Source organism: Glycomyces tenuis DSM 44171, from assembly GCF_000427885.1.
Classification (GTDB): domain Bacteria; phylum Actinomycetota; class Actinomycetes; order Mycobacteriales; family Micromonosporaceae; genus Glycomyces; species Glycomyces tenuis.
The window spans coordinates 272,143-297,259 of sequence record NZ_ATYW01000001.1 but is presented as its reverse complement, the minus strand read 5'-3'; the positions used below and the strand labels follow the sequence as shown (position 1 = coordinate 297,259).

Annotated in this window: 23 protein-coding genes; 13 read left to right on the top strand and 10 right to left on the bottom strand. The window is 71.7% G+C overall.

The window, feature by feature from the left end; genetic code table 11:
- Positions 1–13: 13 nt before the first annotated feature.
- Entirely contained in the window at positions 14–457 is a 444-nt protein-coding gene (locus YWW_RS0101485; RefSeq protein ID WP_155829803.1) for a PAS domain-containing protein, read from the bottom strand.
- A gap of 109 nt (positions 458–566) precedes the next feature.
- Between YWW_RS0101485 and YWW_RS0101480 the strand changes: the two genes are divergently transcribed.
- On the top strand, positions 567–1,775 hold the full coding sequence (locus YWW_RS0101480) for an arginine deiminase (protein ID WP_026928706.1): 1,209 nt from the start codon (positions 567–569) through the stop codon (positions 1,773–1,775).
- 211 nt (positions 1,776–1,986) lie between these two features.
- Complete coding sequence (locus YWW_RS0101475; protein WP_026928705.1) at positions 1,987–2,412, top strand: SRPBCC family protein; 426 nt, start codon at positions 1,987–1,989, stop codon at positions 2,410–2,412.
- Between the two features lie 66 nt (positions 2,413–2,478).
- On the opposite strand, the gene purD is transcribed toward YWW_RS0101475, so the two are convergent.
- On the bottom strand, positions 2,479–3,699 hold the full coding sequence (purD, locus tag YWW_RS0101470) for a phosphoribosylamine--glycine ligase (RefSeq protein ID WP_026928704.1): 1,221 nt from the start codon (positions 3,697–3,699) through the stop codon (positions 2,479–2,481).
- Between the two features lie 89 nt (positions 3,700–3,788).
- Between purD and purB the strand changes: the two genes are divergently transcribed.
- From purB to purL, 4 genes are all read left to right on the top strand, one after another.
- Complete coding sequence (purB, locus tag YWW_RS0101465) at positions 3,789–5,207, top strand: adenylosuccinate lyase (protein ID WP_026928703.1); 1,419 nt, start codon at positions 3,789–3,791, stop codon at positions 5,205–5,207.
- 104 nt (positions 5,208–5,311) lie between these two features.
- A complete protein-coding gene (purS, locus tag YWW_RS0101460) occupies positions 5,312–5,596 on the top strand; it encodes a phosphoribosylformylglycinamidine synthase subunit PurS (protein WP_026928702.1) in 285 nt (94 codons plus the stop codon).
- Positions 5,593–6,288, top strand: a complete 696-nt coding sequence (gene purQ, locus YWW_RS27655; RefSeq protein WP_051325244.1) for a phosphoribosylformylglycinamidine synthase subunit PurQ — start codon at positions 5,593–5,595, stop codon at positions 6,286–6,288. Before purS ends, purQ begins: the two co-directional genes overlap by 4 nt.
- A 16-nt stretch (positions 6,289–6,304) precedes the next feature.
- Positions 6,305–8,575, top strand: coding sequence for a phosphoribosylformylglycinamidine synthase subunit PurL (gene purL, locus YWW_RS27650; RefSeq protein ID WP_051325243.1), 2,271 nt, complete (start codon positions 6,305–6,307; stop codon positions 8,573–8,575).
- Between the two features lie 91 nt (positions 8,576–8,666).
- Here purL and YWW_RS0101445 read toward each other — a convergent pair whose 3' ends face one another.
- A complete protein-coding gene (locus tag YWW_RS0101445) occupies positions 8,667–9,002 on the bottom strand; it encodes a sterol carrier family protein (RefSeq protein ID WP_035697484.1) in 336 nt (111 codons plus the stop codon).
- Between the two features lie 243 nt (positions 9,003–9,245).
- On the opposite strand from YWW_RS0101445, the gene YWW_RS0101440 reads away from it, so the two are divergent.
- The 3 genes from YWW_RS0101440 (at position 9,246) to purM (ending at position 14,019) form a co-directional block, all read left to right on the top strand.
- The gene (locus tag YWW_RS0101440) at positions 9,246–11,234 is read left to right on the top strand and encodes a carboxypeptidase-like regulatory domain-containing protein (RefSeq protein ID WP_026928700.1); all 1,989 of its coding nucleotides are present in this window, start codon (positions 9,246–9,248) and stop codon (positions 11,232–11,234) included.
- A 194-nt stretch (positions 11,235–11,428) separates the two neighbouring features.
- Positions 11,429–12,931 (top strand): amidophosphoribosyltransferase, encoded by a 1,503-nt coding sequence (purF, locus tag YWW_RS27645; protein ID WP_051325242.1) that lies wholly within the window; start codon positions 11,429–11,431, stop codon positions 12,929–12,931.
- Positions 12,928–14,019 carry a phosphoribosylformylglycinamidine cyclo-ligase gene (gene purM / locus YWW_RS27640; RefSeq protein ID WP_035697489.1) on the top strand — a complete coding sequence of 364 codons (1,092 nt, stop codon included), beginning with the start codon at positions 12,928–12,930 and terminating at the stop codon, positions 14,017–14,019. The genes purF and purM overlap by 4 nt, the downstream gene beginning before the upstream one ends.
- Here purM and YWW_RS0101425 read toward each other — a convergent pair.
- From YWW_RS0101425 to YWW_RS0101395, 7 genes are all read right to left on the bottom strand, one after another.
- Positions 13,991–14,977: a phosphatase PAP2 family protein gene (locus YWW_RS0101425; RefSeq protein WP_026928699.1), complete on the bottom strand. Its 987-nt coding sequence runs from the start codon at positions 14,975–14,977 to the stop codon at positions 13,991–13,993. The two genes, purM and YWW_RS0101425, sit on opposite strands and share 29 nt — an antisense overlap.
- Positions 14,978–15,244: 267 nt before the next feature.
- Complete coding sequence (locus YWW_RS0101420) at positions 15,245–16,753, bottom strand: Hsp70 family protein (protein WP_035703897.1); 1,509 nt, start codon at positions 16,751–16,753, stop codon at positions 15,245–15,247.
- Positions 16,754–16,899: 146 nt separating this feature from the next.
- Positions 16,900–17,637 (bottom strand): SDR family NAD(P)-dependent oxidoreductase, encoded by a 738-nt coding sequence (locus tag YWW_RS0101415; protein ID WP_026928697.1) that lies wholly within the window; start codon positions 17,635–17,637, stop codon positions 16,900–16,902.
- The gene (locus YWW_RS0101410; protein WP_035697493.1) at positions 17,634–18,914 is read right to left on the bottom strand and encodes an enolase C-terminal domain-like protein; all 1,281 of its coding nucleotides are present in this window, start codon (positions 18,912–18,914) and stop codon (positions 17,634–17,636) included. The genes YWW_RS0101415 and YWW_RS0101410 overlap by 4 nt, the downstream gene beginning before the upstream one ends.
- Before the next feature lie 27 nt (positions 18,915–18,941).
- On the bottom strand, positions 18,942–19,775 hold the full coding sequence (locus tag YWW_RS0101405; RefSeq protein WP_026928695.1) for a fumarylacetoacetate hydrolase family protein: 834 nt from the start codon (positions 19,773–19,775) through the stop codon (positions 18,942–18,944).
- The gene (locus tag YWW_RS0101400) at positions 19,772–20,623 is read right to left on the bottom strand and encodes an amidohydrolase family protein (RefSeq protein WP_026928694.1); all 852 of its coding nucleotides are present in this window, start codon (positions 20,621–20,623) and stop codon (positions 19,772–19,774) included. Before YWW_RS0101400 ends, YWW_RS0101405 begins: the two co-directional genes overlap by 4 nt.
- Complete coding sequence (locus tag YWW_RS0101395; protein WP_035697494.1) at positions 20,620–21,606, bottom strand: aldo/keto reductase; 987 nt, start codon at positions 21,604–21,606, stop codon at positions 20,620–20,622. Before YWW_RS0101395 ends, YWW_RS0101400 begins: the two co-directional genes overlap by 4 nt.
- Positions 21,607–21,697: 91 nt before the next feature.
- On the opposite strand from YWW_RS0101395, the gene YWW_RS0101390 reads away from it, so the two are divergent.
- From YWW_RS0101390 to YWW_RS27630, 4 genes are read left to right on the top strand one after another with little or no spacing between them, the layout of a single operon-like run.
- A complete protein-coding gene (locus YWW_RS0101390; RefSeq protein WP_026928692.1) occupies positions 21,698–22,402 on the top strand; it encodes a GntR family transcriptional regulator in 705 nt (234 codons plus the stop codon).
- A gap of 10 nt (positions 22,403–22,412) precedes the next feature.
- Positions 22,413–23,108, top strand: coding sequence for a (Fe-S)-binding protein (locus tag YWW_RS0101385; protein WP_026928691.1), 696 nt, complete (start codon positions 22,413–22,415; stop codon positions 23,106–23,108).
- Positions 23,105–24,487, top strand: a complete 1,383-nt coding sequence (locus YWW_RS27635) for a lactate utilization protein B (protein ID WP_035697495.1) — start codon at positions 23,105–23,107, stop codon at positions 24,485–24,487. The genes YWW_RS0101385 and YWW_RS27635 overlap by 4 nt, the downstream gene beginning before the upstream one ends.
- Positions 24,484–25,113, top strand: coding sequence for a LutC/YkgG family protein (locus tag YWW_RS27630; protein WP_051325241.1), 630 nt, complete (start codon positions 24,484–24,486; stop codon positions 25,111–25,113). Before YWW_RS27635 ends, YWW_RS27630 begins: the two co-directional genes overlap by 4 nt.
- Positions 25,114–25,117 lie beyond the last annotated feature (4 nt).

Below are 25,117 nucleotides of genomic sequence, written 5' to 3'. Positions count from 1 at the left end.
CTCCCCGCAGGGCTCAGCCGGGACCCACGGGTGTGAAGAACGCGAGGGCTCCTATCGCGTCGAGCTGCGGCGGCGAATGCAGCGGCGAGGCGACCACGTCGAAGGTCCGGTGCACACCACCGCGGTCGAGGCGGATCAGGCTCCGTTCCAAGGCGTCGGTCTGGAGGGCCTGCACCGGCGCCAGCCGCGCCAGCTCCGCGTCCCGCAAAGGCTGCGCCGCCGCCGTGAAGTCCAGGAAGTCCAGGCCGCAGCGCAGGAACCGCGGTTTGGCCGCCTCCACCTCCAGCGGCAGACCGAGCAGGTCCCTGGCGGCGGGCGCGACCGCGACGATCCGGGTGTCGGCGGCCAGCAGCATGCACGCGTCGGTGCTCGCGCACACCGCGGCGCGCCACGGTACCAGCCCGGGGTGAAGGTGCGCGCCTTCGGCGCCGGGCACCGCCCTCCGCAGAGGGATCACGAGTTCGAGTTGTGTCAATGGGCGCCCCGGGGGTAGTCGTCACGCTCAGTCGATCCACGTTAACAGAGAAAAGTTGATCTTCGGTGGCAGTGCCTCTATTGTCTGGATCATGAGTTCGACGAAGCACCCCTACGGTGTCGATTCCGAAGTCGGCCGCCTGCGCAGCGTCATGCTGCACCGGCCCGGCGGCGAGCTGCGGCGCCTGACCCCCCGCAACACCGGCGCGCTGCTGTTCGACGGCATCCCGTGGGTCGAGCGGGCCCAGGCCGAGCACGACCGCTTCGCCCGCACCCTGCTCGAACACGGTGTCGAAGTCCTCTACGTCGGCGCGCTCCTCACCGAATGCCTCTACCTGCCCGCCGCCCGCGAGGAGGTCATCGCCTCGGTGGCCTCGGACGCGCGGCTCGGGGAGACCCTCGGCGGCGAGCTCGGGGCCTACCTGGCCGACCTCGAACCGGAGCGGCTCACCGCGGTCCTCGTCGAAGGCGTCACCAAAGAGGAGTTCGGCGCCTCACGGAGCCTGCGCCACAAACTGATGCGCGGCACCGACTTCGTCATCGACCCGCTGCCGAACATGATGTTCACCCGGGACTCCTCGGTGTGGATCGGCGACGCCGTCGCCGTCACCAGCCTCGCGATGCCCGCCAGGCGGCGCGAGACGACCCTGACCGGCATCATCTACCGGCACCACCCGCGCTTCGCCGAGGTCCCGAAGATCTACGACCCCGCCCTCGAACACCTCGAAGGCGGCGACGTCCTCGCGCTCGCCCCCGGCGTCCTCGCCGTCGGCGTCGGCGAGCGCACCACCCCGGCCGGCGCCGAACGGCTGGCGCGCAGGGCCTTCGAGCGCGGCACCGTCCACACCGTCCTCGTCGTCCCGATCGCGCAGCGCCGCGCCACCATGCACCTCGACACGCTGTGCACCATGGTCGACTCGCACCGCATGGTCATGTACGCGCCCGCCGAGCGGCGCCTCGACGCCTACACCCTCAGGGCCGGCAAGGACTCCGAACTCGACATCGAGGGCCCGCGGCCGTTCCTGGCCGCGGCGGCCGAGGCGATCGGCGCGGACGGGATCGAGATCATCCACACCGGCGAGCGGGACGTGGTCACCGCCGAGCGGGAGCAGTGGGACGACGGGAACAACACGCTCGCCCTCGCCCCCGGCGTCGCGGTCGCCTACGAGCGCAACACGGTCACCAACGCCCGTTTGGAGCGCGCCGGGATCAAGGCCATCACCATCCCCGGCTCCGAACTGGGCTCGGGCCGCGGCGGCCCCAGGTGCATGTCGTGCCCGCTAGGGCGCGACCATGTGTAGAGCGTGCTCCCGATCGCGAGGGACCTCGTCCAGAGCGGCTCGTGACCCGCTTGACGGCGAGCATCACGGCGACGGCCGTCCAGCGGTGGGTGCGGCTTCGCGCCGCCGATCGGGCGAGCGGCGAAGAAATGTTCTCGGGCACCGATGAGCCCTGCGGTCGGCTCGCGTCTACACCCGTATAAGCGAGATCCGAAACCGAGGGAGCAGAACGATGACCACCGAGAAGCAGTTCCGATACGAGATCACCGCCGACGTCGACGCCCCTGTCGCCAGGGTCTGGCGGGCGTGGACCGACGAGACCGAATACGAGGCCTGGAGCCGCTCCGCGCCGGGATCGGTCGCCCAGGACGTCAGGCCCGGAGGCAAGTGGAGCGCCGCCGTCGTCGGCCCGGACGGCCAGGAGTTCCCGATCACCGGCACCTACATCGACGTCGTCGAGCATGAGCGCCTCGACATGGGCATGGACGCCCCAGACGGCGGGCAGGAGCTCATGCGGATGGAGTTCGCCGACATCGGCGACGACCGCACCCGCCTCACGATCACCCAGGACTGCGACACCCAGGAGGCCTGCGATCAGTCCAAGCAAGGCAGCCAGATGCTCCTCGACTGGTGCGCCGAGTACGTCACCCGGCCCTGAGACGGAACGCCGCGACGGGGCTCGACCACTCAGGTCGGGCCCCGTTCGCCGTGCGCCGAGTACGGGTCAGATGCCGGCGGCGATGTCGCGGCGGAAGTGGCCGCCCTCGAGCTTGACGCCCTCGGCCAGCGCGTACGCCTCCTGCCGGGCCTGCGCCACCGAGGCGCCCGTCCCGACGCAGTTCAGCACGCGCCCGCCCGTGGCGATCAGCTGGCCCGCCGCGTCGAGCGCGGTGCCGGCGTGGAGCACGCCCTCCTGATCGGCGCCGTAGATCGGCCGCCCGGTGACGGTCGACTCCGGGTAGCCCTCGTTCGCGACCACGACGCACACCGCCGCGCCCTCGCGCCACCACAGCGTGCCGAAGTCGGCGAGCCTGCCGGTGGCGGCGGCGTACAGCAGCTCGCCCAGCGGCGACTCCAGCAGCGACAGGATCGGCTGGATCTCCGGGTCGCCGAAGCGCGCGTTGAACTCGACGACCTTGAGGCCCTTCGAGGTCAGCGCCAGGCCGCAGTACAGCGTCCCGACGAACGGCGTGCCGCGGCGGGCCAGCTCGGCCAGGGTCGGCTCGGCGACGGTGGTCATGATCTGGGCGACGAGGTCGTCCGGGGCCCACGGCAGCGGCGTGTACGCGCCCATGCCGCCGGTGTTCGGGCCCGAACCGCCGTCGCCGACGCGCTTGAAGTCCTGCGCGGGCAGCAGCGGGCGGGCCGCCTCGCCGTCGGAGACGACGAACAGCGACACCTCGGGGCCGTCGAGGTACTCCTCGACGACGACCCGCTCGCATTCGAGGCCGTGGACCAGGGCCGCCTCGCGGTCCTCGGTGACGATGACGCCCTTGCCCGCGGCGAGGCCGTCGTCCTTGACGACGTACGGCGCGCCGAACTCGTCCAGCGCGGCCTCGATCTCCTCGCGGCTCCGGCAGGCCCGCGCGGCGGCGGTGGGCACGTTCGCGGCGGCCATGACCTCTTTCGCGAAGGCCTTGGAGCCCTCGATGCGGGCGGCCTCGCGGCTCGGCCCGTACACGGGGACGCCCTTGGCGCGCACCGCGTCGGCCACGCCCGCGACCAGCGGGGCCTCGGGGCCGACGATCACCAGGTCGGCGGCGGAGGTGACCGCCAGCGACGCGACCGCGGCCGGGTCGTTCGCGTTCACCCGGACGCACTCGCCGAGCCGCGCCATGCCGGGGTTCCCCGGCGCGCAGATGAGCGTGTCGACGGATTCGTCGGCGGCCAGGGCCTCCGCGAGGGCGTGCTCGCGGCCGCCGGAACCGATCAGAAGTACTCGCACCCCGCCAGTTTACGGGGTGCATAGACGCTGGTTAACAGGCGCGCCGAGTGTGACATGACGTCGCGGCGTCGGGTTGGCATACTCGGAGCGTGACTCCGAATGTGCTCGCCGAGCGGTACGCCTCGAAGGAAATGCGCGACATCTGGGACCCGGTCGGCAAGATCAAGGCCGAGCGGCGCCTGTGGCTGGCGGTGCTCAAGGCCCAGCACGAGCTGGGCGTGACCGTCCCCGACGGCGTGATCGCCGACTACGAGCGCGTGCTCGAGCAGGTCGACCTCGCCTCGATCACCGAGCGCGAGCGCGTCACCAAGCACGACGTCAAGGCCCGCATCGAGGAGTTCTCCGAACTCGCCGGCCACCAGCACATCCACAAGGGCATGACCAGCCGCGACCTGACCGAGAACGTCGAGCAGATGCAGGTCCGCCGCTCGCTCGAACTGGTCCGAGACCGGATCGTCGCCGCCCTGGTACGCCTCGCCGCCCGCGCCGAGCAGCACCGGGACCTGGTCATGGCCGGGCGCAGCCACAACGTGCCCGCGCAGGCCACGACGCTGGGCAAGCGGTTCGCGACCTGGGCCGAGGAGCTGCTCGCGGCCCTGGAGCGCATCGAGGAGCTGCTGCGCCGCTACCCGCTGCGCGGGATCAAGGGCCCGGTCGGCACCGCCCAGGACATGCTCGACCTGTTCGGCGGCGACGGCGCGAGGCTCGCCGAGCTCGAACGCCGCGTCGCCTCCCACCTCGGCTTCGAGCGCGTCATGGACTCGGTCGGGCAGGTCTACCCGCGCTCGCTGGACTACGAGCTCGGCTCGGCGCTCGTGCAGGCCGTGGCCGCGCCCTCCTCGGCGGCGCTGACGATCCGGCTCATGGCCGGCGCCGAGCTCGCCACCGAGGGCTTCGTGGAGGGACAGGTGGGATCTTCGGCGATGCCGCACAAGATGAACACGCGCTCCTCGGAGCGGATCAACGGCCTCGCGGTCGTCGCCCGCGGCTACGCGGCGATGCTCGGCGAGCTCGCCGGCGACCAGTGGAACGAGGGCGACGTGTCCTGCTCGGTGGTCCGCCGCGTCGCCCTGCCGGACCTGTGCTTCGCCGTCGACGGACTCTATGAGACCTTTCTCACGGTCCTGGACAACTTCGGGGCCTACCCCGCGGTCGTCGGCGCCGAGCTCGACCGGTACCTGCCGTTCCTGACCTCGACGAAGGTCCTGATGGAGGCCGTCAGGCGCGGGGCCGGACGCGAGGACGCGCACGAGGCGATCAAGGAGCACGCCGTCGCCGTCGCCCGCGCGATGCGCGAATCCGGGCAGCGCGAGAACGATCTGTTCGAGCGGCTCGCCGCCGACGAGCGCCTGCCGATGGACCGCGCCGCGCTGGACGCCCTGGTAGCCGATACGGGTGAATTCGTTGGGGCGGCTGGCGATCAGGTCGACCGTGTCGCCGAACGGGTGGCCGCGGTCGCGAAAGCGCACCCTGACGCCGCCGCCTACGGGCCCGGAGACATCCTCTGAATCGTGTGACCTGGCACCGACACCCTGAGCGCGTTGCTGGCCCTGGTCAGACCCGCTGAATATGCTTGGTCCGTCCCGTGCAAGTGACCGACAGGAGTGCGACCGTGGCCCGTGTAGTGGTCGACGTGATGCTGAAGTCCGAGATCCTCGACCCGCAGGGCGAGGCCGTGCTCGGGGCGCTGCCCCGGCTCGGCGTCAACGACGTGAAATCCGTGCGGATCGGGAAGCGCGTCGAAATCGAATTCGACGACGAAGGAGTCGAATCTGAGCACAGTGACGATGCCGCGGCCAAAGCCTTGGAGCAGTCGCAGATCATCGCCGACCAGCTCCTGGCGAACCCCGTCATCGAGAACTTCACCGTCTCGGTGCTCGACGAGGACGCCGCATGAGCGCCCGCATCGGGATCGTCACCTTCCCCGGCTCGCTCGACGACCGCGACGCGGCCCGCGCCGTGCGCCTCGGCGGCGCCGAACCGGTGGCGCTGTGGCACGACGACGCGGTCCTGAAGAGCGTCGACGCGGTCTTCCTGCCCGGCGGCTTCTCCTACGGCGATTACCTCCGGTGCGGGGCGATCGCCCGCTTCTCCGAAGTCATGGGCGTGGTCCGCGAGGCCGCGAGCCGCGGCATGCCCGTCCTGGGCGTCTGCAACGGCTTCCAGGTGCTGTGCGAATCGCACCTGCTCCCGGGCGCCCTGGTGCGCAACGCCCACCTGCGCTACCGCAACCGCCCCGCGCGCATGCGCGTCGAGAGCGTCGACACCGCCTGGACGAACGAGTACGCGCCCGGCGCCGAGGTCGTCTTCCCCGCCAAGCACGGCGAGGGCCGCTACGTCGCCGACGAGGCCACCCTCGACCGGCTCGAGGCGAACGGCCAGGTCGTCTTCCGCTACCTCGACAACCCCAACGGCGCGATGCGCGACATCGCCGGGATCGCCAACGAGGCCGGGAACGTCGTGGGACTCATGCCGCACCCCGAGCACGCCGTCGAGGCGCTCACCGGACCGTCCACCGACGGCCTCGGCATCGTCGCCTCGGTCCTGGCGGCCCGGCCCGCGAGCCGTACATTTGACCAGCCAGTCTGAGCGAGGGAGCCGCGCGATGACACGCCAGTTGCTCGACACGGTCGGGGTGGCCGACGCCACGCCCGACGAGAAGCAGCCCTACGCCGAACTCGGCCTCGCCGATGACGAGTACGCCCGCATCAGGGACATCCTGGGCCGCCGCCCCACCCAGGCCGAACTGGCCATGTACTCCATCATGTGGTCCGAGCACTGCTCGTACAAGTCCAGCAAGGTCCACTTGCGGCAGTTCGGGCAGAAGAACCCGAAGACCCCGCGCCTGCTCGCCGGGATCGGCGAGAACGCCGGCGTGGTCGCCATCGACGAGCACCTCGCGGTGACGTTCAAGGTCGAGTCCCACAACCACCCGTCGTTCGTGGAGCCCAAGCAGGGCGCCGCCACCGGCGTCGGCGGCATCATCCGCGACATCATCGCCATGGGCGCCCGCCCGATCGCCGTCATGGACTCGCTGCGGTTCGGCGAGCTCTCCCACCCCGACACCGCCCGGGTCCTGCCCGGCGTCGTCGAGGGCGTGGGCCACTACGGCAACTGCGTCGGGCTGCCGAACATCGGCGGCGAGACCCTCTTCGACCCCTGCTACCAGGGCAATCCGCTGGTCAACGCGCTCAGCGTCGGCGTCCTGCCCCGGGAGCGCCTCCAGTCCATGCAGGCCAGCGGGGTCGGCAACGTCGTGATCCTCTTGGGCGCCAAGACCGGACGCGACGGCATCGGCGGCGTCTCCGTGCTCGCCAGCGCCACCTTCACCGAGGACGACGACTCCGACTCGCGACCCAGCGTCCAGGTCGGCGACCCGTTCACCGAGAAGCTGCTCATCGAGGCGTGCCTCGAGCTGTTCGACGCGGGCCTCGTCGTCGGCATCCAGGACCTCGGCGGCGCCGGGCTCACCTGCGCCCTGTCCGAGACTGCGGCCGCGGGCGACGGCGGCATGCACGTCGCCCTCGAGCGGGTGCCGCTGCGCGCCGAGGGCATGGAGCCGCACGACATCCTCGCCTCGGAGTCGCAGGAGCGGATGCTCGCCATCGTCGCCCCGGCGAACGTCGAGCAGGTCCTGGCCCGCGCCCGCCGCTGGGGCCTGCTGGCCACCGCGATCGGCGAGGTCACCGACACCGGCCGCCTGGTCGTCGACTACCACGGGCAGACCGTCGTCGACGTCCCCCCGGCGAGCCTCGCCGACGAGGGCCCGGTCTACCACCGGCCGCTCTCCGAGCCGAACGACCTGGCGCTCATCGCCGTCGACCGCGCCGAGACGCTGCCGCGCCCGGCCACCGACGAGGAGATCCGCCGGACCGTCCTCGACATGGCCGCCAGTCCGAACCTGTGCGACAAGTCCTGGATCACCGAGCAGTACGACTCCTCGGTGTTCGGCAACACGGTGCTCGGCACCCCGCACGACGCGGGGGTCGTGCGACTCGACGAGCGCACCGGCGTCGGCATCGCGATCTCCTTGGACGGCAACGGCCGCTACGCCCGGCTCGACCCGTACACCGGCGCGCAGCTCGCGCTCGCCGAGGCCTACCGGAACGTCGCGGTCACCGGCGCCACGCCGATCGCCGTCACCGACTGCCTCAACTTCGGCTCCCCGGAGGACCCGCACGTGATGTGGCAGTTCGAGCGGGCCGTCACCGGCATCGCCGACGGCTGCCAGAAGCTGGGCATCCCCGTCACCGGCGGCAACGTGTCCTTCTACAACCAGACCGGCCGCGAGGCGATCCACCCGACGCCGGTCATCGGCGTCCTGGGCGTCATCGACGACGTGTCGCGGCGGATCCCGCTCGGTTTCGGGCAGACCGGCGACACCATCGCGATGATCGGCACCACCGGCGAGGAGCTGTCCGGCTCGGAGTGGGCGTGGGCGACGCACCGCCACCTCGGCGGGGTCCCGCCGAAGGTGGACTTCGACCACGAGATGAAACTGGCCGACCTGCTCTCGCGGCTCGCGGGCACCGAGCAGCTGGCCGCCGCGCACGACCTGTCCGAGGGCGGTCTGGCGCAGGCGCTGGTGGAGGCGATCTGCCATTCGGAGATGGGCGCGAACATCCTGCTCCCCGAAGGGGCGGACCCGTTCACGTACCTGTTCAGCGAGTCGACCGGCCGGGTGCTGATCGTCATCCCGCGCGGCCAGGAGCTGGCGGTGCGCGGGGCGTGCGAGCAGCGGGGCCTGCCGATCACCCCGCTGGGCGTCGTGGACGCGAGCACCGACGGGCTGCACCTGCGGGACCACTTCGACATCGGCCGCGCCGAGCTCGAGGGGGCCTGGAAGGGCCGCATCGCCGCCCACCTGGGCGAATAGCACATCTTCCCGTACGAACGAGTCACCGCCCCGGCGCCCGGCGCCGGGGCGGTGACTCGTTCTCCGTTCCTCTTATATGTGCGCGCCGGCGTCAGGCCAGGGGAAGGACCTCGGAGAGGTCGGCCCGCTGGCCCGAGGCCATGACCTTCCCGGCCGCGACCGCCTCGGCGAAGTCGAGCCGGCCGGTGGCCAGCTCCACGAAGACGATGGGGCGGCACTCGATGACGTTCGGCGGGGTTCCGCGCCGGTGCCGGGGGCCCTCGACGCACTGCACCGCACCGTAAGGCGGCACCCGCACCTCCACCGTGTGGCCGGGGGCCTTCTCGGCGAGCGCCTGGAGCAGCTCGCGCACCGCCGCCTTGAGCGTCTGCCGGTCCGGCTCCTCGCCGTTGTCGAGTGCGGCAATGGCGTCGACCACAGCGTCCATAGCATCTCCTCCGGAACCGGTTAGACTTCGCCAGATGGCGTCGTGCGATTCGGCGTGCGCCGCCGTGCTCACACCCTGGATCCCGTGACCGAAACGAGACCAGGCATAGTGGCGACGACGGCCCGCGACCGTGGGTGAGTCGTGCCCGACCGCGGCTCGACCGAAGTGCGCCTCGCGAGCGCGGCGAGGAGTGCCCGCGAACCGTACTGTTGTGCTCGATGGCATGCCCAGGAGGGGATGTAGATGACCGTAGCGGCCGAACCGAGCCGGACCAAGACTAACGTCTCGCGGTCCCCGCGGAGGCCATGGGGTCGCCTGCGCGCGCGGCTCGCCTGGCTCGCCGCGGCACTCGGCGTCCTGCTCGGCGCGCTCGTCCTCGCCTCGCCGGCCTCCGCCCAGCAGGGCAGCTTCCAGCACTGGATCTCCAGCGGCAACGACCCGTACATCGACATCGGCGGCACGGCGGCCACCGTCACCGTCGAAGTCCAGGCCAAGCACCCCAACCCGGCCGGTCAGTCGATCACCGTCAGCGCGAGCCTGTCCGGGCTCGACGGCTACGCCACCGTCGACGTGGTGGACGGCGGCGCCTGCTACCGCGCCGGAGCCGGTGTCGCCCAGTGCGACGGCGTGCTCCCCAACCAGACCGTCCAGATCCAGTTCACCGTCGCCCCCGCCCCCGAGGCGGACCTGCCCGACGGCGAGACCAAGACCGGCGAACTGAAGATCAACGGCAACGGCCAGAGCTCCGGCGAGCAGAAGACCAGCGTCACGGTCGCCGGGAACGCCGGTCCCGAGTCGGCCGCCAAGATCACCGGCATCATCACCTCGAACACCGAGCCCGTCGCGGACGCGAAGGTCGTCCTCACCGACGGCGAGGGCACGGACCACGAGACGAACACGAACGACCAGGGCGAGTTCTCCTTCGACGGCTCCGAGGACACCATCGCGCCGGGCGACATGACCCTGAAGGTCACCAAGGAGGACTTCGAGGACATCGAGGAGTCCATCCACGTCGGGGCCGGCGAGGAGTTCAACCGGAACTTCACCATGACCCCCGTGCAGGCCGAGCCCACCGAGTCCGCCGAGCCCACCACCCCGCCGGCCGAGTCATCGGAGCCCGAGCCCAGCGAGGAGCCCGAGGAGGGCGGCCTCTCCGGCACCCTGATCTTCCTCATCGTCGTCGGCGCCCTCCTCGTCGTCGGCGGCATCATCGGCATCGTGTTCCTGCTGCGCGGCGGCAAGGACAAGGACGACGATGACGACGAGAGCTTCAAGCCCGACGCCCCGCCGGAGCACCAGCCCACCGCCGCCCAGGTCGGCAGCCCCGGCGTCTACCAGGCCGGCCCCGCGCCGGGCCAGGACGCGCCCACCATGGTCCACAACGGGCCGCTCGTCCCGGGCCAGGGCGCCCCCGCCTCCGCGTTCGGGCCCGCGTACGGGCCGGGCGACGACTCCACGCAGGTGATGCCGCAGGCCGGAGCGGCCGGCGCCACCCAGCCGTACCAGTCGCCGACGCCGCCCCCGCCGCCGGTGAACCCGGACGACACCCAGATCCTGTCGACGGTCAAGGGCCTCGACCGGCCCGGCAGCGTCCCGCCGCCGCCGATGAGCGACGCCACGCAGGTGATGCCGCAGGCGAACATGTCCTCGCGTCCGCCGCAGGGCTCCTTCTCCGAGCCCGGAGCCACCCAGCCGTACCAGTCGCCGACGCCGCCCCCGCCGCAGCCGCCGACCGGCAGGCAGCCGAGCGCCTCGATGTTCGAGCCGCCGCAGCAGCCCGCCTCGGGCTCGCAGCCGCCGGTCTCGAGGGACCCGTACGCGCCGCAGCCGTCGCCGCGCCCGTCGCCTTCGCCCGCTCCCCCGTCGCAGTCGTACGCGCCGCCGCCGACTCCTTCGCCGCAGCCGAGCGCCGATCCGTACGCGCCGCCGCCGACTCCCTCGCCGCAGCCGTCCGCCGACCCGTACCCGAGCCGCGGCCTGAGCCGCGACCCGTACGCGCCGCCGTCGCAGCCCGCGAGCGGACCTCCGGCCGAGTCGTACTCCCCGGCGCCGACCCAGGCGATGCCGCAGGGCGGCGAGCCGTCGTACGGATCGCACTCGCAGAGCCCCGCCTCGCCGTCCCCGTACGCCGTGGACCGGCCCGAGGACGAGGGCTCCCCGAACTCGCGCCGCCGCGACGACGAGGAGCGCCGCGGCTGGGGCGAGTGGGACGACCGTCCCCGCTCGTGGTGACGAACGACTCGACGGCGGCCCGCAGTCGCCCGATCGAGATGGTGGAGTTCTCCGGCGGGTCGGATAGACTGTGACAAGGCGCCTCCAGCCGAACCGCCACGAAGCTCCATCCCACGGCGCAGCTCGCGGGCCGGGAAGCTCCGCGCGCAGGGCTAGCGGGCCATGAAGCCAGTCCAGCCAACCGAGGAGTTGCAGTGACCCGAGGTGACGGTCGACTCACCACGGAACTCGATCCCGACCAGCCTGGTCCGCGCGACGCCTGCGGCGTCGTCGGCGTCTGGGCCCCCGGGGAAGAGGTCTCGAAACTCACCTACTTCGGGCTGTACGCGTTGCAGCACCGCGGCCAGGAGGCCGCCGGGATCGCCGTCTCCGACGGCTCCCGCACCGTCGTCTACAAGGACCTCGGCCTCGTGGCGCAGGTCTTCGACGAGTCCACGCTCGCACCGCTGCAAGGCCACCTCGCCATCGGCCACGCCCGCTACTCCACCACCGGCGCCCCCACGTGGGAGAACGCCCAGCCGACCATCAGGTCCACCTCGGCGGGCACGGCGATCGCCTTGGCCCACAACGGGAACCTCGTCAACACCGCCGAGCTCCTCAAAGAGGTCGGCAACCTCGGCATCGACATGGGCACCACCACCTCGGACACGCACCTGATCACCGCGCTGCTCACGGCCCGCCCGGACGAGTCCGTGGCGGACGCGGCCGAGCGGGTCCTGCCGCAGCTGCGGGGCGCGTTCTGCCTGGTGTTCATGGACGAGAACACGCTGTACGCCGCCCGCGACCCGCACGGCGTGCACCCGCTGGTCCTCGGCCGCCTCGCCACCGGCTGGGCCGTCGCCTCCGAGACCGCGGGCCTCGACACCATCGGCGCCACCTTCGTGCGCGAGGTCGAGCCCGGCGAGATGATCGCCGTCGACGAGTACGGGCTGCGCTCGGTGCGCTTCGCCGCGCCCGAGCCGAAGGGCTGCCTGTTCGAGTACGTCTACCTCGCCCGCCCCGACACGAAGCTCGCCGGGCGGGGCGTCTACGCCACGCGCGTCGAGGTCGGCCGCACGCTCGCCCGCGAGGAGCCCGTCGACGCCGACCTGGTCATCGGCGTCCCCGAGTCGGGCATCCCGGCCGCCATCGGCTACGCCGAGGAGTCCGGCATCCCCTACGGGCTGGGCTTCACGAAGAACTCCTACGTCGGGCGCACCTTCATCCAGCCGTCGCAGTCGCTGCGCCAGCTCGGCATCCGCCTCAAGCTCAACCCGCTGGTCGACCAGATCAAGGGCAAGCGCCTGGTCGTCGTCGACGACACGATCGTGCGCGGCAACACCCAGAAGGCGCTCGTGCGGATGCTGCGCGAGGCCGGGGCCGTCGAGGTCCACATCCGGATCTCCGCCCCGCCGGTCAAGTGGCCGTGCTTCTACGGCATCGATTTCGCCACGCGCGCCGAGCTCATCGCCGGCTCCCTGGACGTCGACGGCATCCGCTCCCAGATCGGCGCCGACAGCCTCGGCTACGTCTCCCTCGACGGGCTCGTCAGGGCCACCGAGCAGCCCGCCTCCAGGCTGTGCAGCGCCTGCTTCACCGGCGAGTACCCGATCGAACTCCCCGCCGCCGAACTCATCGGCAAGCACCTCCTCGAACCGCCAGCACCCCGAACGGCCGACTCAGCGAGCACATCAGTGCGGGAAGGGACCACAGCGTGAGCCGCGGCACCACCACTCACAGGACCATCTCCTACGCCTCCTCCGGCGTCGACATCGACGCCGGCGACCGGGCCGTCGAGGCCCTCAAACCCTCGATCCGCAAGACCGCCCGGCCCGAGGTCGTCGGCGGCATCGGCGGCTTCGCCGGGCTGTTCGCGCTCGACGTCGAGAAGTACCGGAGGCCGCTGCTGGCCTCGTCCACGGACGGGGTGGGCACCAAGCTCGTCATCGCCCAGAAGCTCGACATCCACGACACGGTCGGGATCGACCTGGTGGCGATGGTCGTCGACGACCTCGTCGTGTGCGGCGCCGAGCCGCTGTTCCTGCTCGACTACATCGCCACCGGGCAGGTCGTGCCCGAGCGGATCGCCGACATCGGCGCCGGCATCGCCGACGGCTGCCGCTACGCGGGCTGCTCGCTCATCGGCGGCGAGATCGCCGAGCACCCCGGCGTGATGAAGGCCGACGACTACGACATCTCGGCCACCGGCGTCGGCGTCGTCGAGGCCGACGAGCTGCTGGGCCCCGATCGGGTCAAGCCCGGCGACGTCGCGATCGCCATGCGGGCCTCAGGGCTCCACTCCAACGGCTTCTCGCTGGTGCGCGAGGCCCTGTTCGGCGTCGGGAAGATGGACCTGGGCACGGTCGTACCCGAGTTCGCCACCGCCGAGCACAGCCAGCGGACCCTCGGCGAGGAGCTGCTGACCCCGACGCACATCTACGCCAAGGACTGCCTGGAGCTGGCCAAGGAGTGCGACGTGCACGCCTTCGCGCACATCACCGGCGGCGGCATCGCCGGGAACCTCGTGCGCTCGATCCCCGACGGGCTGAGCGTCGCCGTCGACCGCTCGACCTGGACGCCGAACCCGGTGTTCGACGTCGTGCAGCACACCGGCGGCATCGGCGACGAGGAGATGGAGCGGACCTTCAACATGGGCGTCGGCATGGTCGCCGTCGTCGCGCCCGACCAGGTCGACCGCTCGCTCGCCGTCCTCACCGCCCGCCACGTCGAGGCGTGGACGATCGGCGAGGTCGCCGAGGGCGAGGACGGCGTCAAGCTCACCGGGAGCTATCGGAAGGCTGACTAGGCGGCTCGACGGCCACGGCGTTCCGCTTCGCGGCCCGCAGCTTCAAGAGCAGCCAGACCAGGCCGAAGCTCGTCAGCGCCGCGGCGAACAGCAGCGCGGGGACCAGCGGCATCGCGGGCGTGACCATGACGCCCAGGATCAGCAGCGTCGAGATCAGGATGGTCTTGCGCGTCGCCGGCTCGAAGACCTCGAGGGGTCCGAGCGGGATCGTCGCCCACGGCACCCGCCTGGCGATGCGGATGATGACCAGGCCGAGCAGGATGCCGGCCGGCTCGTCCCAGAACCAGTGCTGGCCGATGTACACCTGCGAGGCGAACACCGCGATCGGCGGTATCAGCACGATGCACCAGCGCGCCCAGGCGGGGATCAGGCCGCCGATGAGCATCACGATGAGGCCGAACAGCAGGACGGTGTTGACCGCGTGCCCGGAGGGGAAGGCCGTCGCGTCGGGGATGTTGCCGCCGCCGCCCTCCGTGTAGTAGGTGAACAGCATGGCCCCGTCGGGCGAGACCTCGTGCAGCTGCCACAGGTGCTGCGAGAGGGGGCGGCCCATCGCGTGCTTCATGCCGAGGATGACGACCAGGGTGATGAACGACAGCGCGTACATCAGCAGGGGGCGGATGCTGCGGAAGCGCAGCGCGGACCAGACGGCCAGGGCGAGGGTGATCGTGGCCACGGTGCGGGCCTGGCCGAGTTCGGTCGCCACGCGCGAGACGTCGCGGACCCACTCGACCTTGTGGCGCCACACCCATTCGCGGATCTCCCAGTCCATCTGGACGAGGGGCGAGGGGAACGTCAGCAGCGCGGCGATGGCGATGAACGCGAGGATCAGCGCGATGTCGGGCCACCAGCTCTTGGGGCGTTTGCCGTACGGCTCCCAATCGAACCAATTGACTGGGATGTAGCGGCGCAGCGGCGTGATGAGCTGTTTGACAACGGCGTCGTCGCGGACGGTCACACCTCGGTCCCGTATGTTCGCGCTTCGGCGCGCGGTCGTAGACCGGTTCGAGTCGGATGGCATACCTGGATATTCGCCTGTGAAAGTAAATTCTGATGCCGCCACACCCGAAATGGACTGAATTTGTTATCAGGTCGGTATATATGGTGTGGTTTGCGACGCAGATCAAATCGCTTCCGGCGATACGAGGCGATATCCGACACCCATGCACGTCACACACCAGACTCACAGGCCTCAGTGGTCACACGACGTGCCCGGTGCGCCGCGTCACGGCTCGCAGTCGTCGGACTCGGTGCCGGAGTAGGTGACCGTGATCGGCTCGTCGAAGTCGAGGCGGGTGTCGGGCGCCGGGTCCTGGGCCTTGACCTCGCAGTCGTCGTACCAGGGGCCGAACAGCGGGTCGGGCTCGGCCTGGTAGTCCACATTGGTGAAACCGGCGTCGGTGAGGGTCGCACCCGCCTCCTCGGCCGACATGGTCGCGAGGTCCGGCACCGGCCCGGCGGTGGCGCTCTCCTCGCGGTCGTCCTCGGTCGGCGAGGGCTCCTCCTCCTCGTCCGGCGTCGGCTCGGCGCCGCCGGTCCCGCCGGTGTCGTCGGGCTCGGGGGTCCGCGGCTCGCCGCTCGTGGGCGCGCCGCCCGCGCCGCCGGAGCCGAGGTCGCCATCGGCGGGGGCGCTCGTCTCGGTGGCGGCCTCCGTCGTCGGCGTCGCCTCGGTGCCGCCGGCCTCGTAGCTGACGCCCGAGCCCAGCTCGGACCCGAAGATCGCGGTGGCGCCGACCAGGGCCACCAGCAGCCCCGCCAGGACGCCCACGCGCAGCGCGGTGCGGCGGAGCCTGGAGGGGGGAGGCCCGCTCGGCAGCGCCGTCAGCGCGGCGATCGCGGCGCCCTCGGCCGGGACCCGCTCGGGATGCTCGGGCAGGACCGGTTTGAGGCCGGTCCGCTCGGCGAGCCGCGCCACCACCAGCGGCGTGCGGCTCGCGCCGCCGGTGAGCAGGAGCCCGGCCGTCTCCTCGGCTCCGACGCCCGCGGCCGCCAGGACGCGTGCGGCCAGCTCGCAGCTCTGCTCGACGAGCTCGTCTATGCACGACTCCAGCTCCTGCTGGGTGAGCTGGAGTTCGAGCCCGTCCAGGGCGATGTCGGCCGAGGGCTGCTCGGAGAGCCGTTCGCGGGCGCGCCCGATCTCCTCGAGCAGGGCGGGCCGCAGCACCTCCTCGGACGGGTCCATCACCCGGTCCCAGAATTCGGGGTCGGTGTCGCGGTGCCTGCCCGAGAGGTAGGCGAGGACGAGGTGGTCGAACTCGTCGCCGCCGATGTCGCCGGTGGCGTGCGCGGCCAGGACGGTGCGGCCGTCCCGGTCCCGCCGGACGACGCCGACCTCGCAGGTGGAGGCGCCGAGCTCGTAGACGACGAGCGCGGTGCCCGGCTCGAACTCGTGGCCGCGGGCCTCGACGTACACCGCGGCGGCCTCGGCCGATGGGAGGAACGAGGGGCGCTCGAGGCCGGACGCCTCGGCGGCGTCGGCGACCTCGTTCAGCCGGTCGCGCTCCCACGAAGCGGGGACGACCACGGTGACCGGCGCCCTTCCCGCCTCGGACTCGTCGAGGAAGGAGCGGACACGGTCGAATGCGGCGGCGAGGGCGCCGGCGGCCGCCTCGGGCGGGAGGCCGTCGAACACCCGGGTCGCCGAACGCTCGCCGCGGCCGCGGATCGACACCGTGGTGGTCGAGGTGCCCAGGTCGACTCCGACTGCGGCTGCTCGGGGGGAGCGATGTTGCATGTGCCGAGTCTATGGACTTCGATCGAGCGTTTTCAGTCCGCCTTGCGGCTTTTCGTGGTGTCTTATGGGGACAGCGTGCGCCGCGTCCGGTTCGTACCGGAGCGTGACCGAAAGGTGACAACGAATACCGTTGTGCCCCAATATGGTCAGCGAACCAGGCGCAGTCCGGCGGTGCCGCCGTCGACGGCGAGGCTGGTGCCGGTGACGGCCTTGTTGGCGGGGTCGGACAGGTAGACCACGGCGTTCGCGACCTCCTCGGGGTCCACGAGCCGCCCGGTGGGCTGGCGCGCCTCGAGCTTCCGGCGCTCCTCCGCCGGGTCCTCGGCCTGGTCGAGCAGGCGGCCCACCCACGGGGTGTCGACGGTGCCGGGCGCGACGCAGTTGACGCGGATGCCCTCGGCGACGTGGTCGGCGGCCATGGCGAGGGTGAGCGAGTGGACCGCGCCCTTGGACGCGCCGTACAGGGCGCGCTTGACCAGGCCGGTGCTCGCCACGATCGAGGACATGTTCACGATCGCGGCCGACTCCGATTCGCGCAGGTGCGGCAGGCACGCGCGGGCGAGGCGGACCATGCCCAGCAGGTTCACGTCCAGCACGCGCATCCACTGCTTGTCGGAGTTCTCCTCGACGGTGCCCTGGGCGCCGATCCCGGCGTTGTTGACGAGCACGTCGATCCCGCCGAAGTGCTCGGCGACGGCGGCGACGGCGGTGCGGACCTGGTGGTCGTCGGCGACGTCGCAGGCGGTCGACCAGTGCTCGCCGCTCGACCGGAGGTCGAGCACGGCCACGTTCGCGCCGCGGGCGGCGAAGGCGTCGGCGCACTTCGCGCCGATCCCGGACGATCCTCCCGAGATGACGACGGTGAGGCCTTCGAATCCGTTCATCGTTTTCTGCTCCATTCAGGACCATTCGGATAGGTGTAGTGCCGGAGGCTTTCGCGGCGCATCTCCGCGGAGAATCCCGGGGCGCGCGGCGCCCGGTAGCGGCCGTTCTCGATGACGGTCGGCTCGGTGAAGTGCTCGTGGAGGTGGTCGACGTACTCGATCACGCGGTCCTCCAGCGAGGCGCTCACCGAGGTGTAGTCGAACATCGACAGGTGCCCGACCAGCTCGCACAGGCCGACGCCGCCCGCGTGCGGGCAGACCGGCACGTCGAAGCGCTTGGCCAGCAGCAGGATCGCCAGGTTCTCGTTGACGCCCGCGACGCGCGCCGCGTCCAGCTGCAGGAAGTCGACGGCCTCGGCCTGGAGGAGCTGCTTGAACATGACGCGGTTGTGGCAGTGCTCGCCGGTGGCGACCTTGATCGGCGCGATGCGCCGGCGGATCGCGGCGTGGCCGAGGATGTCGTCGGGGCTGGTCGGCTCCTCGATCCACCACGGGTCGAACTCGGCGAGCGCCGACATCCACTCCACGGCCCGGTCGACGTCCCAGCGCTGGTTGGCGTCGACGGCGATCCGCACGTCCGGGCCGACCGCCGCGCGGGCGGCGGCGAAGCGGCGCCGGTCGTCGGCGAGGTCGGCGCCGACCTTCAGCTTGATCTGCCCGTAGCCCTCGGCCACGGCCCGCTTCGCGAGGCGCACGACCTTCTCGTCGGAGTAGCCGAGCCAGCCCGGCGAGGTGGTGTAGGCGGGGTAGCCGTCCCGTTCGAGCTCGGCGATGCGCTCGGCCTTGCCCGGCTCGGCCGCGCGCAGCAGTTCGAGCGCCTCGCCCGGCGTGAGGGCGTCGCTCAGGTAGCGCCAGTCGACGCAGTCGACGATCCGCTCGGGGCTCATGGCGGACAGGAACTTCCACACCGGGAGCCCGGCGCGGCGGGCGGCGAGGTCCCAGGCGGCGTTGACCAGCGCGGCCGCGGCCAGGTGCACGACGCCCTTCTCGGGTCCGAGCCAGCGGATCTGGGAGTCGTGGGTCAGGCGCCGGTGGAACTCGCCGAGGTCGGCCGCGTCCGTGCCGATCACGAGCGCGGACAGCGCCTCGATCGCGGCGCAGCAGACGTCGTTGCCGCGCCCGATGGTGAAGGTGAACCCGTGGCCCTCGGATCCGTCGTCGTCGCGGAGGACGACGTAGGCGGCCGAGTAGTCGGGGTCGGGGTTCATCGCGTCCGAGCCGTCGAGGCTCGCCGACGTCGGGAAGCGGACGTCGACGACCTCCACCGCGCTAATCATCGGTGTCCGCTCCGTTTCGGCTGGCGCTCATTTCGCCCGCACCACCGGGTTCCGCGTCTGCCCGAGGCCGTCGATGCCGACCTCGACGACGTCCCCCTCCCGCAGGTACGGGAAGCGGCCCGACAGCGCGACGCCCTCGGGCGTGCCGGTCAGGAGCAGGTCGCCGGGGTCGAAGGCCATGAACTGCGACATGTGGAAGATCAGGTGCGCCACCGAGAAGATCATGTCGGCGCTGCTCGAGTCCTGCCGGGCCTCGCCGTTGACCTTGGACCACAGGCGGAGGTCCTGCACGTCGGCGATCTCGTCGGGCGTCACCAGGTACGGGCCGAGCGGGCTGAACGTCGGGCAGGCCTTGCCCTTCGAGAACTGGCCGCCGGAGCGCTCGATCTGGAACTCGCGCTCGCTCACGTCGTCGGCGACGACGAAGCCCGCGACGCATTCCAGCGCCGCCGCTTCGGACTCCAGATAGGACGCGCGCTTGCCGAAGACGACGCCGAGCTCGACCTCCCAGTCGGTCTTGGCCGAGCCGCGCGGGATCTCGATCTCGTCGTTCGGTCCGACGACGGTGTTGGGGTGCTTGAAGAACACGACCGGCTCGGCGGGCGGTTCGGCGCCGGACTCGGCGCAGTGCGCGGCGTAGTTCATGCCGATGCACACCACCGCACCGGGTTTCGCGATCGGCGCGCCCACGCGCCGCCCGGTGACGTCGATCTTCGGAAGTCCGTCCACGCTGGATACGCCTCCCGCGGCGAGGAACGCCGCGTCGATGTCGCGGCAGCGCCCCGACAGGTCGTAGTGCTCGCCGCCGTGGGCCGCGACGGGCGTCTCGTGTCCGGCTTCGCCGATGCGCAGGTATTTCATGACACTCCCAGTTTGTAGGTCTTCGCCGCCGTCCCCGAGAAGACGTCGGGGTCCTCGCGGCCGAGGATCTCGGTGAGGACGTCCTTCACACGCGTGTACGTGGCGGCCAGTTCGCAGACCGGCCAGTCGGATCCGAACATGAGCCGGTCGGGTCCGAACAGCTCCAGAGCGGCCTGGACGAACGGCCGCAGGTCTTCAGGGCTCCACCGCTTCCAGTCGGCCTCGGTGACCAGCCCGGAGAGCTTCGCGCTCACGTTGGGCTGCTTGGCGAGCGGGGCGACGGCCTCGCGCCACTCCCACAGGCCCTCGGAGCCGTCCCCGACCCGCGGCTTGCCGAGGTGGTCGAGGACGAAGCCCAGCTCCGGCACGGCCTGGGCGGCCTTCGCCGCGGCGGGGAGCTGGTCGACGCGCACGACCAGGTCGAAGGTCGGGACCGCCCCGGCCACGGTCCGCAGCGCGGCGATGACCTCGGGCCGGGCCAGGAAGTCGGCCTCGGCTCGGCCCTGGATCTGGTCTCGCAGCCCCACCAGGTAGCGGGCCCTCGGGTGGCCCTGGTAGCGGGCCAGGACGGCGCGCAGGTCGGGCCCGAGCAGGTCGATGTGGCCGACGACGCCGGCGATCTCCTCGACGGCGCCCGCCAGGTGCAGGAACTCGATGGTCTCCGAGGGGTGCCCCCAGGAGGCCTCGACCAGGACGGTGCGGTCGACGCCGGCGGCGGCGAGGTTGGCCCGCAGGTCGGCGACGCCGTAGTCGCGCTTGATCGGGGCGAACTCCGGTCTGCTCGCGAGCCAGGGGTAGTCGGCGGTCCACAGATGGTGGTGCGCGTCGATCACGAGACGGGTCGTCATGGAGTGGGTGCCTCCTCGGGCAGGAGCCCCGTCCGCTTGAGGTCGTGCCACAGCGCTTCGGGGATCGGGTGGGCGAACATCGCGAGGGCGTCGTCGACCTCTGCCGGGGTGCGGGCGCCGACCAGAATCGACGCCACTGCCGGATGTGCGAGGGGGAACTGGAGGGCCGCCGCGCGCAGCGGCACGCCGTGCCGCGCGCAGACCTCGGCGATCGCGCGGGCCTTCGCGACGAGCGCGCCGTCGGCCGCCGCGTAGTCGAAGGTGGCGCCGGCATCCGGGGCGGCGAGGATCCCGGAGTTGAACACGCCGGCGGCGATGACCGAGACGCCGCGCGAGCGGCAGAGGGGGTAGAGCCCGCCGAGCGCCGACTGGTCGAGCAGGGTGTAGCGCCCGGCGATGAGCGCGACGTCGAAGTCGCCGCGTGAGAGCAGCTCGGCGGCGGCGTCGGTGGAGTTCATGCCGACGCCGATCGCGCCGAGGCGGCCCTCGGAGCGGAGCTCGGCGAGCGCGGCGTAGGTGCCTGCGGCGGCCTCGTCGAGGTGGTCGTCGGCGTCGTGAACGAGGCCGATGTCGACGCGGTCGAGGCCGAGCCGCTCGAGCGAGCCCAGGTGGGCCTCGCGGGCGCCGTCGCCGGAGAAGTCGAAGGCGCTGGCCCTGCCGTTGGGCTCGGCCCACAGGTCCCAGGGGCCGTCGTGGTCGACCAGCACGCGGCCCATCTTGGTCGAGACCGTGAACGCCTCGCGCGGCAGGCCGCGAAGAACGCTCCCAAGCCGCTCTTCGGAGAGCCCGGCGCCGTAGTGGGGCGCGGTGTCGAAGTGGCGGATGCCGCCCGCCCAGGCCGCCTCGACGGTGGCGGCGGCGAGTTCGGGGCCGACCGGGGTGAACAGGCCCGCGATGGGGGCGCAGCCGAGGCCCATGGCGCTGACGGACACGCCGGTGTCACCGAGGCGGCGCCGCTCGAGTTCAGGGCGGTTCGTTGCCACGGAGTGTCTCCAATGCGGACGTATGGGGCGTTTCCCGGGAGGATCGGTGTGTGCCGATGCCCTGCCGACGATATCCTATAGGATATATTCCATGGGAGAAGCGCTGGTGTCGCCGGGACGGCGGACCTTGGCCGACGAGGCCTACGCCGAGCTGAAGTCCAGGATCCTGCGGAGCGTCCTGGCGCCGGGCGAGAAGCTCAGCATCGACGGGCTGGCGAAGCGCCTGGAGATCTCGCAGACGCCGATCAGGGAGGCCCTGGCCCGGCTGGAGGCCGAAGGGCTCGTGGGGCGCCGCCCGCTCAGCGGCTACCGGGTCACGCCGCTGCTCACCGAGGACGAGTTCGAGGACCTGTTCGAGATGCGGCGGCTCCTCGAGCCCCTCGCCGCGAAGCACGCCGCCGAACCGAGGCCGGGCGCCCACGGCGGCGGCGCGAACGCGCTTCGGGCGCTGGCCCGCACCCCGGACTTCGACAGCGACCCGGAGCTGACCCGGCTGGACTTCACCAAGGCCGACAAGCGGTTCCACGCCGACATCGCCCGCCTGAGCGGCAACGCGATGCTCGCGAAGGCCATCGACCGCCTCGACGCCCACTTCCACCTCCACCGCTCGTACATCGAACCGAAGGCGATCGCGGAGACCGAGCGCGAGCACCTGGCGATCGCAGAGGCTATCATCGAGAGGCAACCGCTTACAGCCGCGGAGGCCATGACCCGCCACCTCGAGAACTCCCGATCGAGGCACGCGGCGGCCTTCCTCAGGTCCGAAGCCGTGGTGGGACCCAGACGAGAGAGGTGACCGCACGCCCTTGAGCCGCATCGGTCTTTTCATCACCTGCGTCAACGACGCCCTCTACCCGCAGACGCCGAAGGCGGTCGTCGCCGTTCTGGAGCGCCTCGGCTACGAGGTCGACTTCCCGCGGGCCCAGACCTGCTGCGGCCAGATGCACGCCAACTCCGGGTTCCGCAAGGACGCCGCCAAGCTCGCGAAGTCCTTCGACCGCGTCTTCGGCTCCTACGACGCCGTCGTCACCCCGTCCGGCTCGTGCGCGGCCATGGCGCGCGACCAGTACCCCGGCCTGATCGGCGGCGACATCGGCGAGCGGGTCTACGAGCTCTCGGAGTTCCTGCTCGACCACGCCGGCGTCGAGGACGTCGGCGCCCGCTTCCCCCACACCGTCGCCTACCACCCGACCTGCCACGGCACCCGCGCGCTCGGCCTGGGCGACAAGCCGCTGCGGCTCCTGCGCGCCGTCGGCGGCATCGAACTGGTCGACCTGCCCGCGGCCGAGCAGTGCTGCGGCTTCGGCGGCACCTTCGCGCTCAAGAACAGCGAGGTCTCATCGGCGATGCTCGAGGACAAGTGCCGCAACGCCGCAGGCACCGGCGCCGAGTACCTCGCCGCCGCCGACAACTCGTGCCTCACCCACATCGGCGGCGGCCTCACCCGCACCGGAGGCCCGAGGCCCATCCACTACGCCGAGATCCTGGCGAGCACCGCATGAGCACCGCCTTTCCTAAAGCCGCCAAGGTCGCCCTCGGCATGCCGCAGCTGCGGTCCAACCTCGCCCACGCCACCGGCACCATCCGCGGCAAGCGCGCCAAGGTCGTCGGCGAGCTCGACGACTGGGAGCGGCTGCGCGACACCGCCGCCGCGATCAAGGCCGACGTCCAGCACCGCATGCCCGAGCTCGCCGTCGCCTTCGAGCGCAACGCGACCGCCGCGGGCGCCACCGTGCACTGGGCGCGGGACGGCGCCGAGGCCAACCGGATCGCCGCGCGGATCACCAGGGACGCCGGTGCCGAGGAGGTCGTCAAGGTCAAGTCCATGGCCACCCAGGAGATCGAGCTCAACGAGCACTTCGCGGCCGAGGGCCTGAGCGCGTGGGAGACCGATCTGGCCGAGCTGATCGTGCAGCTCGCCGACGACAGGCCGAGCCACATCCTGGTGCCCGCGATCCACTACAACCGCACCGAGATCCGCGACATCTTCCGGGGCCGCATGGCCGACGCGCCGAAAGGGCTCACGGACGACCCGGCCGCGCTCGCCGAGGCGGCGCGCCTGCATCTGCGGCGCCGCTTCCTGTCGGCGAAGGTCGCCGTCTCGGGCGCGAACTTCGCGGTGGCCGAGACCGGCTCGCTCGTGGTCGTCGAGTCGGAGGGCAACGGGCGCATGTGCCTGACGATGCCCGAGACGCTCATCAGCATCGTCGGCGTCGAGAAGCTGCTGCCGCGCTACGAGGACCTCGAGGTCTTCATGCAGCTGCTGCCCAGGTCCTCCACCGGCGAGCGCATGAACCCGTACACCTCGGTGTGGACCGGCGCCACCGAGGGCGACGGCCCGAAGGACGTCCACATCATCCTCCTGGACAACGGCCGCACCGAGGTGCTGGCCGACGAGGTCGGCCGCCAGGCGCTCTCGTGCATCAGGTGCTCGGCCTGCCTGAACGTGTGCCCGGTGTACGAGCGCACCGGCGGGCACGCCTACGGGCACGTCTACCCCGGGCCGATCGGCGCGATCCTCGCGCCGCAGCTGGAGCCGGGCCGCCACGACGACCTGCCGTACGCGTCGAGCCTGTGCGGGGCGTGCTACGAGGTGTGCCCGGTCAAGATCGACATCCCCGAGGTGCTGGTGCACCTGCGGCAGCAGGGCCCGCACGGCGCGGGCGAGAAGGCCGCGATGGGCGCCGCCGAGGCCGTGATGGCCCGCCCCGCGCTGTGGCGCGCGGCCCTGGCCGCGGCCCGGTTCCTCTCGCGGCCGTGGCGCGGGCGCGGCTTCGTGCGCAGGCTCCCGTGGCCCGCTTCGAAGTGGACGGTGAGTCGCGACATGCCGGTGCCGCCGAAGGAGAGCTTCCGGGACTGGTGGAAGGAGCGGGAGCGGTGAACGCGCGCGAGGAGATCCTGGAGCGGATGCGCAGGGCGCTGGACGGCGCCGGGCCCGCGCCGGAGCCGCCGCGGGAGTACCGCCGCTCGCTGGACGCGGACGTCGACGTGGTCGAGCTGCTCATCGACCGCCTCGTGGACTACAAGGCGTATGTGCACCACGGGATCGCATCGATCCCGGAGGCGCTCGGCGAGGCGAGGAGGGTGGTCGTCCCCGCCGACCTCCCGGCCGAGTGGCGGCTCGGCGAGGCCGAGTTCGTCGAGGACGAGGCGCTGACGACCGCGGACCTGGACGGCGCGGACGCGGTCCTGACCGGATGCGCCGCGGCCGTGGCGGTCTCGGGGACGATCATGCTCGACGCCGGTGCGGCCCAAGGGAGAAGGGCGATCACGCTCGTGCCGGACCACCACGTGGTGGTGGTGCGGCGGGACCAGATCACGGGTCACCTGGCCGAGGCGCTGCCGCGCCTGGACCCGACCGGCCCGCAGACGTGGATCTCGGGCCCCTCGGCCACGAGCGACATCGAACTGCAGCGCGTGGAAGGCGTCCACGGCCCCCGCCGCCTCGACGTCGTCATCCTCGCCGATTCAGCGCTCACGCACCGACAATCTTGTAGCTCGTCGTAGCATA